Origin of the sequence: Acinetobacter lwoffii, from assembly GCF_024129595.1 — a bacterium.
Lineage (GTDB): Bacteria > Pseudomonadota > Gammaproteobacteria > Pseudomonadales > Moraxellaceae > Acinetobacter > Acinetobacter lwoffii_O.
The window spans coordinates 17,431-31,879 of sequence record NZ_JAMXXS010000033.1 but is presented as its reverse complement, the minus strand read 5'-3'; the positions used below and the strand labels follow the sequence as shown (position 1 = coordinate 31,879).

Sequence of the window (14,449 nt, the reverse complement as noted above, 5' to 3'; positions counted from 1 at the left end):
AAAAGCTTTATTTTCACCCGATAAAATACCCATAAAACAAGAGGAAGCTCAAATGAGCTTCCTCTTGTGAAAAATTGTGGGACAGCAATGGTCGAAAGACTCCTTTTTTTGTCCCGTATTTGCTGTGTTGTTTTATTTAAGGCATAAAAAAAGAGTGTTTATAAAAACACTCTTGAATTAAATCATCATCTAAAACGGCTTAAAGGCGCATTTCAATGCCTTGGGCTGCCATATAGGCTTTGGCTTCCGGAATGGTGTGCTGGCCAAAATGGAAAATTGAAGCTGCCAGTACCGCATCGGCACCACCATGAATAATGCCGTCCGCCAAATGTTGTAAATTACCTACACCACCAGAGGCAATGGTCGGTACTGTGACGCGGTCATTGATGGCACGCATCAGGGCAATGTCATAACCGGCTTTGGTGCCATCGGCATCCATCGAGGTAATCAGTAATTCACCTGCGCCGAAGTCAGCCATTTTCACAGCCCATTCAATCGCATCAATCCCGGTTTCCTTACGGCCACCGTGGGTGAAAATTTCCCATTTATGGTCACCGGTTTTTTTGGCATCGATCGCCACCACGATACATTGTGCGCCAAAGCGTTGAGACGCTTCCTGCACAAACTCAGGATTATAAATCGCAGCCGAGTTAATGCTGACTTTATCTGCGCCGGCATTGAGCAATAAACGGATATCTTCGACTTTACGGACACCCCCCCCGACAGTCAGAGGCACGAATACAGATTCGGCCATACGTTCCACGGTACGGTAAGTCGTGTCGCGTCCATGATGTGTAGCGGTAATATCAAGGAATGTAATTTCATCGGCACCTTGTTCATTATATCGGCGCGCCACTTCGACCGGGTCGCCCGCATCACGAATATCAAGGAACTGGACACCCTTGACCACACGGCCGTTATCCACGTCCAGACAAGGAATAATACGTTTAGCTAGCATAAATTTTTCCAATTATTACAGCCGATTATGAAACTCACCCACGCAAGCGCTACACCTTGGCAGATGGAAGCGGTATTCTAGCAAAATTATGTAAGTTTTTTCGCAGGTTTTCTATGTCGGTTTATACCACTTTGACTTTAAAGGAAGTTCAGGATTTTGCAGCGCCTTATGGTTTAAAGGCGATTGATCTGATTCCCATTCAAGGCGGTATTCAAAATACCAACTACTTTTTAGTCTGCGAAGACCAGCAATATGTGCTGACGGTGTTTGAAGATATGGATGAGCAGGCGGCAGGTGAGCTGGTTCCTGTTTTAGAACATCTGGGTCAGGCTGGATTGGCCGTTCCTGTGCCTTTGTCGCATTCAGGCAAAGCGATTCACAGCATTAAAGATAAACCGGCACAGATTGCACCGCGCCTGATGGGTGAACATCCGATGCCATCTACTGTTGCGCAGGTAGAGGCGATTGCAGTCGCTCAGGCAAAAATGCATATGGCTCTCAAAGACTTTAACCTGCAACGTAATTTCGTGCGTGATCATGCCTATTGGCTGGCCGTTTCTCAAGAGATCAAACCGAGTTTAAGTCATGCAGATAAAGTCTTGCTCGGCAAATTATTAGGTTTATATGAGGCGTTGACGGCGGTATATCCAGACCGTCCACGCGGTTTTATTCATTCGGATCTGTTCCGTGACAATACCTTGTTTGAAGGCGATCAGCTGAATGGCATTCTGGATTTTTATGAGCTGAATCAAGATGAATGGTTGTTCGATATTGCCATTACTTTAAATGACTTCTGTACCGAATATCCTGACGTGGTCTTAAATGAAGAAAAAGCGATTGCCTTTTTAAATGCCTATGAAACGATTCGTCCTTTAACCAGTGATGAACGCGCCTGTCTGGAATTGTATCTGGCTATGGCGGCAGGACGGTTCTGGATGATGCGTCTGCAGGTAGCACAGCGTAATGCAGCATTAGGCCGTACTGGCGAAGATATTTTGCAAAAAAATCCGGATGAAATGCGTAATATGCTGATTGAACGCTTAAAATTCGTCACCGCTTAAACAATCAAATCAAAAGGGGTAGGGGATATGCGCGATCAGGGACGTTTGGTGGAATGGTTTGATGATCAGGGCTATGGTTTTATCCAGCCCAGTGATCCAGCTAAAGATCGCGTATTTCTGCATATCAAGGACTTTGCCAAGCCTGGCCCACGTCCAATCGTGGGCTGTGCGCTGGATTATCTGGTCATTCTGGATGAACGCGGCCGTTATCGCGCGCAACAAGTGATGTACCTGAAAGCATCTCAAGCCAAAAGTCTGCAAGCAAAATTTAAACCGTCCAAGTCACAGCAGACACAGAAATTACAGCCGATGCAAATTGCCTGTGTGCTCTATATTCTTTTTCTGGTGGCTTTAACCTTGGGCGGTTTACTCAGTGGATTAGTGTTGTTGCTGGTCAGTCTGATGAATGCGCTCAGTTACTGGCTTTATGCCCAAGATAAGGAAGCGGCACAGCTGGGTAATCGCCGTATTCCGGAAAATACCCTGCATCTGGTGGCCTTCTTGGGCGGCTGGCCGGCAGCTTGGCTGGCACAGCAGAAATTACGGCATAAAACACAAAAACAACCTTTCCGGCAGATATATTTTTGTACCATAGCCTTTAACATCATTTTGATTATATGGCTGATTTCCCCATTGAATAGTTTAAATATCTAGGGGAAGTACCAGGAGGGGACGTGAACTATTCCATTGATAAAGACTCAAACCGCACACTGACTTTTGCACTGTACATTTTATATATTGTGGCCATTTTTAGTGCTGGCCTGCTGGCTGTCGTGGCGTTGATCATTAACTATGTGAAACGACGCGATGTACGCGATTCCATCTTTGAAAGCCATTTTACCTGGCAGATCCGCAGTTTCTGGTGGTATCTGTTCTGGAATATCATCGCCTTTATTCCATTTTTCTTTTTGTTCTTTACCGGCGAAGATCCTAACCTGTTTGCAGGGGTCGCATTTGGTGCATCCGCCTTCTGTTTGGTTGTGGTGGTTTTGGCCTGGATCTGGATTGTGTATCGGGCGATTCGCGGCATCATGCGCTTAAATGACAATAGACCGATGTATAGCAAATAATTTTAGCCGTATTTCTTTAGAGAAAAAATCCCCCTTTTTTTAAGGGGGATTTAGTGGAATTAAGAAAGATCTTGCTTTAATTGTTCTGTTGGTTCTTTTCTTAAAAACTTCGGTTTCCATTCACTGGCAATCACGCCCAGCACCACCATCAATCCACCGACTAGCGCGAGTGCAGGTAGCCGTTCTCCGGCCAGACGGCCAAACAGGGCGGCCCATACCGGTTCGCCGGCATAGATAATTGCCGCCTGTGATGGATCGACCATGCGCTGCGCCCAGTTCATGACCAGTTGAATCAAGGCACTGGCAATGCCCAAACCGACTAAAATTCCTGCCAGATGCCAGTGGAATTCAGGTAGCTGAGATTCGCCTAAAACAGGTGCGATCATAAAGCAGAACAGGGATGCAAAAATCAGTTGCAGCACCGTGACCCGGCGGACATTCACCTGCTCGGCAAAATGGCTGATAAAAATAATCTCCAGTGCAATCGCAATCGAACCGAGCAAAGTCAGGGTTTGCCCGAAACTGAGCTGAATCGCAGCAAAACCATTACCTGTCAAAAACACCAGACCGATAAAGGCAAACAGCGCTCCGATCCAAGTCATGACATGCGGTTTTTTACGGAACATTAACCAGAGCAGGATCGGAACCAGTGGAACATACAAGGCGGTTAAAAAAGCCGACTCACTGCTGCTGATGGTCTGCAAGCCCACAGTTTGGGTGCCGTAGCCGATGGCGATCATGACGCCAATCACCGCGCCAGCAAATACCTCTTTCAGGTTCATGCCTTTTAGCGACTTCAGTGAAATCAGGGTGACGGCAAGCGCTGCCGCAGCGAAACGCAGGCTGACAAACATAATCGGACTACTAAAATTTAGCCCGTATTGCACAGTAATAAAACTGCCGCCCCAGATAATGGTGATCAGGATCAGGGCGAGTTGCGGCGCTTTCACCATCCAGCCGGAGTGATTTTTGGAAATAAGTGTAGACATGCCAGGAGATCAGAAAATTAAAAAATAAAAAAGAGGTCCGAAGACCTCTTTTACAGCAGGCTTAATTATAACGCCTGTTGCTCATCTAGCAACAACTGTGCTTCACGCAAGCTTAATGTACCTTCGTAAATCGCACGGCCGGTAATTGCACCTAAAATACCCGGTTGGTCTTTCAGGTTACGTACATCATCCAGATTGGTCACCCCACCAGATGCAATCACAGGCAAACCTGAGTATTGTGCCAGATTCACGGTTTGCTCAATATTCACACCCTGCATCATGCCATCACGCGCGATATCCGTATATACAATGCTCGATACGCCAGCATCGGCAAAACGTTTCGCCAGGTCAGTAGCCTTGACATCAGTCACATTGGCCCAGCCATCTGTTGCCACCATGCCATTCATGGCATCAATACCAACAATAATGTGGCCAGCAAACTTTTGACATGCTTCTTCAACAAATTCAGGATCCTGAACTGCTTTGGTGCCAATGATCACAAAAGAAACACCGGCTTGCAGATAATGCTCGATGGTTTCCAGAGAACGGATACCGCCACCAATCTGGATCGGCAAGTCAGGCTGGGATTTGACAATGGCTTCAACCACTGGTTTATGGATTGGTGTACCTGCGAAAGCACCGTTTAAATCTACTAAATGCAAGCGGCGAGCGCCTTCATTTACCCAATGCTGTGCTGTTGCGACCGGATCGTCTGAAAATACGGTATCGTCTTCCATACGACCTTGCTTTAAACGGACACATTTGCCATCTTTCAGGTCAATTGCAGGGATGATCAGCATGCTTTCGCTCCTTGCTTAATCTTTAGAATGAATTTGAGTGAGTTCATCTTAGCAAATAAAGTCGAAATTTCTAACTCTTAAACGGTATGAATAAAGAAAACCTGTGCGTAGACAGGTAGCAGGGAGATCATTTATTTTAATGGTTTTAATGATTCGTCTCTTGAATGGAGATCAGATTTTCCACAACGGGTCGTGTACTAAGGGGGTCGATAATCGAAGCTGTAAGATCTGCTAAAGTCACAACCACCTTACCGACCGCGCTCATCATGGCTTTCATGTGTACATGAAGTTGCCAGAACTAATACGCCATTCAAGCGATTAAGCCGTCGATGAAGGACGGATTCTCAATTTCAGTGAAGTATTGGGAATCTCTTTGGGTAATAAATCCCGACGCAACAATTCTTCAAATACCAGCACGGGTGCATAGGCATCTGCGGCTGCATAATCAATCTGTGCCGGGCTGAGCTTCTTGCTGGCCCAGTTCGAAGTACTAATCCGTTTCGATTTGGGGAAATTCAGTTGAAACAACAACGCCATGGCATTTTTTAATCCGACCGGATTATTTAAACCAAAAGCTTTAAAACATTTGGATAGTTCAATCACACTATTCAGTTCAATGCCTTTTTTACGGAACAGGTGCGCATCATTTTTCAGGCCAAAACCGACCTTGATCTGGTCTCGGCTGGCAAAAATCGGCGTGAGAAATGTCCAGATCGCCGGACTCATTTGAAATAAATAGGCTTTGTCTAAAGTCGCCAGCTGAATCAGGTGTGGCCCAGTCGAGACTTCACCGACTTTAAAGGTGGGCTTGGATTCAGAATCGAAACCCAGGACTGCATGGCTTTTTAGCTCTTGTTCAAGGGCATGACATTGTTCCAGACGATTAATCACCTGAATCTGTTGCATCGGAAGATTTTTAAATACAGGAAAGGTCTGAATTTGTTCCTTGCTTGGTAAAGTATCCAGCAGCTGTTGCATAAGCTTCAATCATGAAATGAATGCGTTCAGCTTAATCACTTTTCCTGTTCTAGGCAAAAATAAAGCCCATGAAGAATGGGCTTTATGCAGAATTTAAATAGGTTTAATCAGTGTGATAGCTACTCTGTTCCATCTGCGCCTGTTGAGCACGTTCAACATAATTCTGATAAGCAGGGACAGCAAAGGCGGCCAAAATAACCGCGAGTACCAGATACAGCACCACCAAAAGCGTTTCCCAGCCACGTGTCGTGCGTGGAGGGCCATATTCATTACTTTCGTTGTGACCGGGTGCCAATAACAAGTAAAGTGTAAAGACAAGGTTTACGACCGGCACAAAAATCAGTAAAGAAAGCCAGCCATTATGATTACGGTCATGTAAACGACGAATTAAAAAAATCACGCTAAAATAAATCGCAACGCCGTAGATCAAAACCAACAGCACCATTAAAGGCATGGACATTTTACCATCTAAAGTCTCTGGACTCATTCCAGGTAAAATGAAAGCAGCAATGATCCCGATGATCATAAGGCAAAAACCAAGCAGCATATTCCATGCGATATACGAACGTCGTCCAAAACGTCCCGATGCATTCCACCCCGAATCCTGAATTGTATTAATCATTATTTTTCCTTTGTTTTCGTTAGATTTTTTATAAGAAACTCTATGATAAAGAGATTTTTTATAAATGAAAAGTGTAAAAAATAATCAACAAAAAAGCCCGCAATCTGCGAGCTTTTTAGGCGAAAGGAAAATCAGATTTTCCAGTCCACAAAGTTTTTCAATAACTGCAAACCGGCGGTATGACTCTTTTCCGGATGGAACTGGGTCGCGAACAGGTTTTCTTTATGAATTGCGGTACAGAACTCGATGCCATAGGTACAAGTAGCTGCCACCAGGTCTGAATCTTGTGGCTCTACATAGTAGCTATGTACAAAGTAGAAACGTGCATCCTGTTCGATATTGTTCCACATCGGATGCTCTGGATCAGCCTGATGCACCTGGTTCCAGCCCATATGCGGCACTTTTAAGCCTGCCATTTCCGGAAAATGCTTGACCGCACCTTCGAAAATACCCAGTGCATCGGTACCGCCATTTTCTTCCGAATGCTGCATCAAGGCTTGCATACCCACGCAAATGGCCAATACCGGTTTGTTAAATACGGCATTGCGTACCACTTCATCAATCCCCGCTTCATGCATACCTTGCATACAGTCACGCATCGCGCCTACGCCCGGAAAGACAATCTTGTCTGCTTGTGCAATCAGTTTTGGATCATTGGTGACATCTACTGTGGCACCGACATGTTCTAATGCTTTTGCCGCAGAGTGCAAATTTCCCATGCCATAATCAAGAAGGGCAATACGGGTCATTACAGTGTACCTTTGGTTGAAGCTACCGTATTGGCAGCACGTGGATCCACTTCACAGGCCATACGCAGCGCACGCGCAAATGCTTTAAATACGCTTTCGATCTGGTGATGGCTGTTTTTGCCTTTCAGGTTGTCGATATGTACCGTCATCAAGGAGTGGTTTACAAAGCCCTGGAAAAACTCAGAGAATAAATCCACATCAAAACGGCCGATCATGGCACGGGTAAATGGAATATCCATAAACAGACCCGGACGGCCAGACAGATCTACCACGACACGGCTTAAAGACTCATCGAGTGGCGCATAGAAATGACCATAGCGTTTCAGGCCTTTTTTATCGCCCAATGCCTGTGCAAATGCCTGACCCAGCGTAATACCGCAGTCTTCCACAGTATGATGGTCATCGATTTCCAGATCGCCATCACAATGAATATCAATATCAAACAGGCCATGACGCTTGATTTGATCAATCATATGATCTAAAAAGGGAATACCCGTGTTTAAGGTGCCTTGACCAGTACCGTCGAGATTCAAACGAACTCGAATTTTGGTTTCGTTGGTATTTCTTACCACTTCACTGATACGATCTGTCATAGACACGTTCCTCAAATACGTCAAAATGATTGATGTAGAAAATATTTTCGCCGTGACGAAGTCACCGCATATTAGATTGCTCAGGAGGGTTTATCAATGCCTATCACCGTACATGCTTATACTTCTTTAGAAAATGACGAAGTGCGCAGCCAGCTTGAGCGACTGTATGACACGAGCCCTGAATTTAGTGACGGGGCAGATGCCATGGAACAACTAGAGCAAAACCTTGCACAGTATACCTCAGTTTATAGCGCAGAATTTAATAGCAAAATTATTGGGGCAATCTGGTGCACCGGACAGGGCGAAAGCCGGATTCTGGAAAATATTGTGGTGCATCCGGCCAATCGCGGTCGTGGCGTTGCAGAAAGGCTGGTGAGTGAGGTCTGCCGCATGGAAGAAGAAAAAGGCGTGAAAAACTTCGTGCCAGGCTGTGGGGCCATTCATCGCTGTCTGGCCAATCTGGAAAAAATCTGAAGATAGAGCAATATCAAGCAGCCGTTAGGCTGCTTTTTTATGTAAATAAACGCTTAAATCTGTTTTATTACTGAGGTCTTTGGTAAAAACTGTTCGATTTATGACTCAAATTCACGCGAGTTGATGGAAAAGTAAACATTTAACGAAAATTATTCTCTCTGCTCTTGACGATTTACAGCTGAAACTGTTTAATACGCGACATCGGCGTGATAGCTCAGTAGGTAGAGCAACGGATTGAAAATCCGTGTGTCCCCAGTTCGATCCTGGGTCTCGCCACCATATTTTAAAACGATTTCAAAGTTTTCAATCCCTGATCCCATCAGGGATTTTTTTTAGGCCAAAAATCAGCCACTCAAATATTTTTTTCATAATTTTGATTGACTAATGAGGCCAGATACGGCTTAATACACCGCATCGGCGTGATAGCTCAGTAGGTAGAGCAACGGATTGAAAATCCGTGTGTCCCCAGTTCGATCCTGGGTCTCGCCACCATATTCAAAAAATCCTCAAACTTGGTTTGGGGATTTTTTTTGCCTGCACCAAAGCCAGATCAACATTATTCTTTTCTATTTTTCAGTTGTTTCAACTTCTTCTTTTTCGACGTTTCCTGCTTTTTTCTTCCTGATTGACCGTTTATCAAACTTAACAATAGACACGGGCATTATTTGTAAGATTTAGCTTTGACGCTTTCCCTTTTCCAAACGAGGGTGAAAATGATGAATCTCCTAACACCAATTAAACTCGGCTTTCTTACGGCCTGTACTGCTTTTAGCCTACCGATATTAAGCCATGCTGCGCCTGCTGCTGATTCCGTCGTCTTACCGACTCTGACCGTCATGGCGGAACCGGAACTGCGCGCCGTGACTGAAAAAATGTTGCCTTATCAGGAACAGAACAGCCAGCGCAAAGCCCTGCAAATGCGCCTGATGAAAATTGAACGTGAAATTCAGGCCTATAGCGTGGATGGCGACGTAGTGGCGAATATTGATGTGATGCGTGCACCTGCCGACCCTAATCTGGATAGCCTGCCTGTGGTGTTCCGTGAATATGTATTGGCTATCGCACAGGGCTTGCAGTCTTCAGACCCAAGAAATGGGGTGTATGTATTGCTGCAACCTTTTGGAATTAACCGCGATGCCACCAATGTGAGTATTGTCCGCGAGCAATTCGATCCGAACCGGCTGAATCTGAGCCTGCCGTTTAATTCCCCATAATGTGCGCCTGTCGGTCTAGATAACTTTGTTAAACGAGCTTATTAAATCTGCCATGCAACGAGATCGACAAATAGTGTGCTGGGAAAGGGTAGCTTTGTGAGGGGAGCAATTTCTGTTTAAGCTAGACATATTATTGGAAAAATCAAATGCCTTGAATTGTGTTTAAAAAATAAGCATAGTGGATGTAAATCAACAAGATCTGACTGACAGAGCTGGAGCGTATACATGCCGCGTGTTTTTATGATTGTAGCCGCTGTGACACTGGCAATTTTTATTGGGCTGTTTTATCAGAATTCAGTTCAGCAAAAACATCAGGCCGAGCTGCTCGAATATGAAACTGTGCTTGAAGAAAAAACCGAGAGTATTGCGCAGCAGGCACAGGACTGGTCTAAACCGATTCAGATTGAACTTGAGGATGACCGTCTGGATGGTGACTATGCCATCATGGCTGAATTTATGCTGGGGCAATTGCGCGACAGTGCCGAGGAACGTAATCAGTATCTACGCGACTTAAAAGCCGCCAACTGGCAGAATTTTCTGAATATCGACCGCTTGGCTAAGGATCAGGCACAAGGCTATAAAGAAACTGAAGCCATGCTCAAGCAAGTCCATCAAATTGTGAATAGCTATCAGCAGAAAATCCAGCAGCGCGATGCCGAGCTGATCGACAAGGCACAGCAACTGGATATTAAGAACCGTTATCGCCAGCAACTGAGCCTGACTCTAAAAGACAGTCAGCAAAATAGTAATGCACATGTCATTTTTGAAATTGAAAAACAGACTCTGGCCAAGGCTGATGCCTTATTTGCAGTACTGAAAAAGCATAAATGGCAAAAGAAAAATAACACCTTTATGTTCTATGACGATAAAGCCGTGCAAGAGTTTAATGCGCTGTATAAAGAAATGCTGCACCTGAATAAACAGACGGAACGAGTGGCGACTGCCAACCAGAAAGCGGTTGAAAACAAGTTGTAGCCTGACTTAGATGACAGGATTGCCATAGGACTGTCATCTGCTGTTCAAACTCGCTTGCTAAATTGAAGGGGTCGCACAGATCACGACATAACATTTAAGCAGGTGAGTCATGCAAACAATTCAGGTTTTTGCTGATATTCAGCAGGTGTACGGTGAGTTTGTCGCAAATAAAACATGTCCAAAATTACAAAGGATGAATAACGGAGACAAGAACCGGTTGTTCTTGGATCAATATTTCACGCTGATCGAGGACTGGCACTATACCGAACAGATTGTGATTCAGTTCAATCAGCAGTATTTCAGTCTGGATCTGGGAAGCGCACCAGATTTTATGGATCAGGATAAATATATCAACTGGCTGAAGTCGGAACTGCTGCATTAATCGAAGCGCCATATTCCTCATTGATATACAACCGAGCTGTCTCAAGAGAGGCAGCTTTTTTATTTTGATAAAAAACTGGTATTGATCTTGCTGTTGCATCGGCACAGCGCGAACAGGCGCTGATTCCAATTTCGATTTGAACAGGCTATGCTGAATTAATTACCGCTGCCAAAAGAATGACAGGCGGAGCATGGATGATATGGAGGGCAAAAAATTATGCAACAGTTGAGATGTTATAAGGAACTTCCAGTCTGGACCCAGCAGAGCATTCCTCAGGACTTCAAGAATCAGCACAATACCAAAGCGGGTACCTGGGCGAAATTGACAGTATTAAAAGGTGAGCTGCATTTTGCCATGCTGGAAGAATCTGGTGCAGTGCAATCCGAGCATGTGTTTACACCAGAGCAGCAACCGCCATTTATTGAGCCTGAGGCCTGGCACAAAATTGTCTCTGCCAGTGAAGATGTCGAATGCCAGCTGCGTTTTTACTGCCGGCCTGAGGATTACTTCATCAAGAAATATCAGTTGAATCCTCCCCATTCTGAAGTGCTGGCCGCCATGCCCTATTTAAAAGGTGGTCGTGCGCTGGACGTCGGCTGCGGTACAGGGCGTAATGCGCTTTATTTAAGCCAGAACGGCTTTAATGTCGATGCTTGGGATGTCAACGAAAACAGTTTGCAGACTTTAAGACAGATTGTACAGACGGAACAGATTGATCATGTGCAGGTGCAGCGCCGCGACCTTAACACGGATACCAGTATTGCAGGCCAATATGACTTTATCTACTGTACCGTGGTGATGATGTTCCTTGAGGCGAAAACCATTCCACCGCTGATTGCACAGATGCAGCAGGCGACTGTGCCGGGTGGCTATAACCTGATTGTCTGTGCCATGGATACGCCAGATATTCCGGCACAAGCCGATTTTCCATTTGCTTTTCAGCCGGGGGAGTTGCGAGGGTATTATGAGGGCTGGAATATCGTGAAATACAATGAAGATATCGGTGAGCTGTATCGTGTCGATGAGCAGGGCCAGCGGATTAAACAGCACTTTGCCACCATGTTGGCACACAAGGTTTAAATAAGATTAAGTCTTTTAATTCCTAAAAATAAATTAAATCATCCGAAACAAAAAAAAGATGTCAGGCTGACATCTTTTTTTTATTCCTTTAAAAATCTTAAGCTGCTTTTTTAAACCAAGAGAACCAGCCTTTTTTCTCAGCTTTTACTTCTGCTTTTTCAGCAGCGGCGTCTTTGGTTTCTACTGCTTCAGTTTTCACAGCTTCAACGTGTTGTTCTGCTGTAGCTTGAGCCATTTCTACTTGAGTCGTCGCTTCTGTTTTTACTACTTCAGCTTTAGTTTCAGCCGCTTGTTGATTTGCAGCAACAGTCGCTTGAGTCGCTTCAACTTTCGCTTGTACAGGTGCAGCAGTTTCTTTGGCAACAGTTTGGGTTGTTTTGGTTACAATAGTTGCTGGCGCAACTTGAGCTTCAGTTGCCATTGCAGATGCAGAAGTCGCTACGATTGCAGTTGCGATCATTGTTTTAAGCATGTTCATATAAACCCTTTTAAGGAAATAGGAAAAAGAGGCTTGATCATACGCTTATAAAATTTAAGTGATTCATAATCAAGATTTAAGTGACTGAAAAATAAACCAATTTTACAAATAGATAACATTTTAATTTAAATAAAAAAAGCTCCGAAGAGCTTTAACTAACGACATAAAGTTTAGGTCTAGGTTTAGATTCTTCAAATTTATCTATTGAATAAAATGTTAGATCATTGAAATCTGAACGAGAAATGCCGATTCCATCTAGCATTTTAGAAATACTAAAACCATCTTGAGTGGCTAAAGTTTTTAAAATTTTTGAGTAAAACAGAGATTGATCACCATAAGTTGGATCAGGTTCATTCAAATGATATCCAAAAGAATTTATACGAATTGAGTTGTTTTTATAAATCCAATCAGAAATCAAATCTAATTTATGGCAACGATAATTCACAGCTTTAAGTGAGACACGCCAATATTTTTTATACTCAATCATAGATTGAATACTTAAATTTTTTGGTAAATTACTGGTAAAGCCTTCATAAGGCATCAGAAATTCTGAAGCGAATTGATCTGCTTCACTTTCTTTTGTTCGATTGTATTCGGCATTATCATCTTTGTGCAGAATCATATGACCAAGTTCATGAGCAGCGTCAAAGCGTTGTCTTTCAAATGATTTAAAATCATTTAAGAATATAAAAGGATTGCCACTTTGTTCATCAAAAAAAGAAAGTGCATCCATTTGTTTTATATCAAAAGGTAGGCGAAAGACGCGAAAACCCTTTAGCTCAAGTAGCGCAATAATATTATTAACGGGTTGGATGCCTAATCCCCAAAAACCTCTTAAATTATTTGCAACACTTGATGGATAGTCTGGGTGATTAGATTCAAAAATTTCAAGATCAGGGAAACTAAATTTAGGAAGAGTTAATTTACTCTCAAAGTAAAGGTTAATTTTTTTTGCTAACAGAATATAGGCTTCATTTGCATTTCTATATTCAGCCTTAATTCTAGCTGCTGACCTATAAAAAATGTCGGACGAATTGACTAATTCGAGATTATCGTCCGCTAAAAAAAAGCTAGCAGGCAAACCCAATTTTTCAGTTATTTGCTGAAAATCTTCACAACTAATAGGATATTTTCCATCTGTTAAAATTTTACGAATTTTAGGCTCAGAGCAACCTAAAAGATTAGCAAAATCTTTATTGGACAAGCGTCGCAAATCCTTCGCAACCTTTAATCTAGTTCGATCAATTACTTGCATTTCCTCTAGCCGGCTTTCAAGTTAATAGGTAAATCCTCTTCAGTGATTGTACTAGATGTAGTGAGATCAGGACTAGGTTTTCTTAACTTTGGATTAAAATCATTATTAGGATTTTGATTGTTTAGTATGAGTCTAATTAAATAATTTTTAACTAAAAATTTATCTTTTCCTGACTCTTTCACAATTGTATAAGATGTTGGAAAGGCTAATTCTATTTTTATTTGAGATCTATCATCTTGAAGGTAGCGAATGTCTTTTCTTGAGGGATAAAAACATATCCAAGTTTTAAATAAGTCTTTATCAGTATAAGAGCCATAATTCTTATGAACTTTATCTTTAGTCTTTATTCCTTTAGGGGAGGCAGTAGTTAGTTGTGAGTCACTATATCCTAGTGCATGATTAGCAGAAGCAAAAAGAATAATTTTCTTTTCTTCGTCTGAAACTAAACATCTTTGACCATCTATATTTTTGAATTGCCAATTTGTATTAAGGGACCTTTTTAACGCCAGCCCGATAGCCTGTTTGAAGTCACCAGAACGTGACACAAACTTCATATCATTATTTTCATCTTTTAATTCAAAAGCATTATCGATAATTTCCAAAGCATTAAATAGCAAGTTGCAATCAAAAAATCCAAGCTCATTTGCTTTTTCATGTGCCTGATCATTTTCAAAGAATTGTGTATTGAAATTTTCTTGCTCTTCTTGAGAAAAAAGTTCACGATTTGACAAATTTTAACCCTCATATTTTTGTTTAATATCATTTTTATAA

General features: G+C 43.0%; 18 protein-coding genes and 2 tRNA genes. 10 read left to right on the top strand and 10 right to left on the bottom strand.

The genetic code is table 11. The annotated features are described in order from the left end of the window. Positions 1 to 199 precede the first annotated feature (199 nt). Entirely contained in the window at positions 200 to 958 is a 759-nt protein-coding gene (gene hisF, locus NI466_RS12990; RefSeq protein WP_004647284.1) for an imidazole glycerol phosphate synthase subunit HisF, read from the bottom strand. 113 nt (positions 959 to 1,071) lie between these two features. Between hisF and NI466_RS12985 the strand changes: the two genes are divergently transcribed. The 3 genes from NI466_RS12985 to NI466_RS12975 are packed head-to-tail and all read left to right on the top strand — an operon-like array spanning position 1,072 to position 3,089. After that, on the top strand, positions 1,072 to 2,019 hold the full coding sequence (locus tag NI466_RS12985; protein ID WP_253173794.1) for a homoserine kinase: 948 nt from the start codon (positions 1,072 to 1,074) through the stop codon (positions 2,017 to 2,019). A 27-nt stretch (positions 2,020 to 2,046) separates the two neighbouring features. Then, entirely contained in the window at positions 2,047 to 2,673 is a 627-nt protein-coding gene (locus tag NI466_RS12980; RefSeq protein ID WP_253173793.1) for a DUF1294 domain-containing protein, read from the top strand. 20 nt (positions 2,674 to 2,693) lie between these two features. Beyond that, positions 2,694 to 3,089 carry a DUF4870 family protein gene (locus tag NI466_RS12975; protein ID WP_253173792.1) on the top strand — a complete coding sequence of 132 codons (396 nt, stop codon included), beginning with the start codon at positions 2,694 to 2,696 and terminating at the stop codon, positions 3,087 to 3,089. Positions 3,090 to 3,148: 59 nt separating this feature from the next. Here NI466_RS12975 and NI466_RS12970 read toward each other — a convergent pair whose 3' ends face one another. The 6 genes from NI466_RS12970 to hisB all read right to left on the bottom strand — a co-directional run bounded on the left by NI466_RS12970 (position 3,149) and on the right by hisB (position 7,820). Next, a complete protein-coding gene (locus NI466_RS12970) occupies positions 3,149 to 4,078 on the bottom strand; it encodes a DMT family transporter (RefSeq protein ID WP_253173791.1) in 930 nt (309 codons plus the stop codon). Between the two features lie 65 nt (positions 4,079 to 4,143). Next, positions 4,144 to 4,878 (bottom strand): 1-(5-phosphoribosyl)-5-[(5-phosphoribosylamino)methylideneamino]imidazole-4-carboxamide isomerase, encoded by a 735-nt coding sequence (hisA, locus tag NI466_RS12965; RefSeq protein WP_004729237.1) that lies wholly within the window; start codon positions 4,876 to 4,878, stop codon positions 4,144 to 4,146. Between the two features lie 318 nt (positions 4,879 to 5,196). Continuing rightward, positions 5,197 to 5,856 carry a 3'-5' exonuclease gene (locus NI466_RS12960; protein WP_253173790.1) on the bottom strand — a complete coding sequence of 220 codons (660 nt, stop codon included), beginning with the start codon at positions 5,854 to 5,856 and terminating at the stop codon, positions 5,197 to 5,199. Positions 5,857 to 5,959: 103 nt separating this feature from the next. Next, complete coding sequence (locus NI466_RS12955) at positions 5,960 to 6,478, bottom strand: DUF805 domain-containing protein (RefSeq protein WP_253173789.1); 519 nt, start codon at positions 6,476 to 6,478, stop codon at positions 5,960 to 5,962. Positions 6,479 to 6,609: 131 nt separating this feature from the next. Further along, complete coding sequence (hisH, locus tag NI466_RS12950; RefSeq protein WP_086044210.1) at positions 6,610 to 7,227, bottom strand: imidazole glycerol phosphate synthase subunit HisH; 618 nt, start codon at positions 7,225 to 7,227, stop codon at positions 6,610 to 6,612. After that, a complete protein-coding gene (hisB, locus tag NI466_RS12945; RefSeq protein WP_004729244.1) occupies positions 7,227 to 7,820 on the bottom strand; it encodes an imidazoleglycerol-phosphate dehydratase HisB in 594 nt (197 codons plus the stop codon). The genes hisH and hisB overlap by 1 nt, the downstream gene beginning before the upstream one ends. 96 nt (positions 7,821 to 7,916) lie before the next feature. On the opposite strand from hisB, the gene NI466_RS12940 reads away from it, so the two are divergent. From NI466_RS12940 to tehB, 7 genes are all read left to right on the top strand, one after another. Beyond that, the gene (locus NI466_RS12940; RefSeq protein ID WP_004278652.1) at positions 7,917 to 8,294 is read left to right on the top strand and encodes a GNAT family N-acetyltransferase; all 378 of its coding nucleotides are present in this window, start codon (positions 7,917 to 7,919) and stop codon (positions 8,292 to 8,294) included. A gap of 203 nt (positions 8,295 to 8,497) precedes the next feature. Next, positions 8,498 to 8,573, top strand: a tRNA-Phe gene (locus NI466_RS12935). Between the two features lie 137 nt (positions 8,574 to 8,710). Then, a tRNA-Phe gene (locus tag NI466_RS12930) sits at positions 8,711 to 8,786 on the top strand. Positions 8,787 to 9,010: 224 nt separating this feature from the next. Next, positions 9,011 to 9,508, top strand: coding sequence for a hypothetical protein (locus NI466_RS12925; protein ID WP_191112277.1), 498 nt, complete (start codon positions 9,011 to 9,013; stop codon positions 9,506 to 9,508). Positions 9,509 to 9,733: 225 nt separating this feature from the next. Beyond that, entirely contained in the window at positions 9,734 to 10,483 is a 750-nt protein-coding gene (locus NI466_RS12920; RefSeq protein WP_004278650.1) for a hypothetical protein, read from the top strand. A 109-nt stretch (positions 10,484 to 10,592) separates the two neighbouring features. Next, positions 10,593 to 10,865, top strand: a complete 273-nt coding sequence (locus tag NI466_RS12915) for a hypothetical protein (RefSeq protein ID WP_004278649.1) — start codon at positions 10,593 to 10,595, stop codon at positions 10,863 to 10,865. Between the two features lie 216 nt (positions 10,866 to 11,081). Beyond that, complete coding sequence (gene tehB, locus NI466_RS12910; protein WP_253173788.1) at positions 11,082 to 11,945, top strand: SAM-dependent methyltransferase TehB; 864 nt, start codon at positions 11,082 to 11,084, stop codon at positions 11,943 to 11,945. Between the two features lie 97 nt (positions 11,946 to 12,042). Here the strand turns inward: tehB and NI466_RS12905 are convergent, their stop codons facing one another. The 3 genes from NI466_RS12905 to NI466_RS12895 form a co-directional block, all read right to left on the bottom strand. Continuing rightward, positions 12,043 to 12,423 (bottom strand): hypothetical protein, encoded by a 381-nt coding sequence (locus tag NI466_RS12905; RefSeq protein WP_253173787.1) that lies wholly within the window; start codon positions 12,421 to 12,423, stop codon positions 12,043 to 12,045. Between the two features lie 151 nt (positions 12,424 to 12,574). Continuing rightward, positions 12,575 to 13,678, bottom strand: a complete 1,104-nt coding sequence (locus tag NI466_RS12900; protein WP_004729258.1) for an XRE family transcriptional regulator — start codon at positions 13,676 to 13,678, stop codon at positions 12,575 to 12,577. A 5-nt stretch (positions 13,679 to 13,683) separates the two neighbouring features. After that, complete coding sequence (locus NI466_RS12895) at positions 13,684 to 14,409, bottom strand: hypothetical protein (protein WP_004729261.1); 726 nt, start codon at positions 14,407 to 14,409, stop codon at positions 13,684 to 13,686. Positions 14,410 to 14,449: the final 40 nt, after the last annotated feature.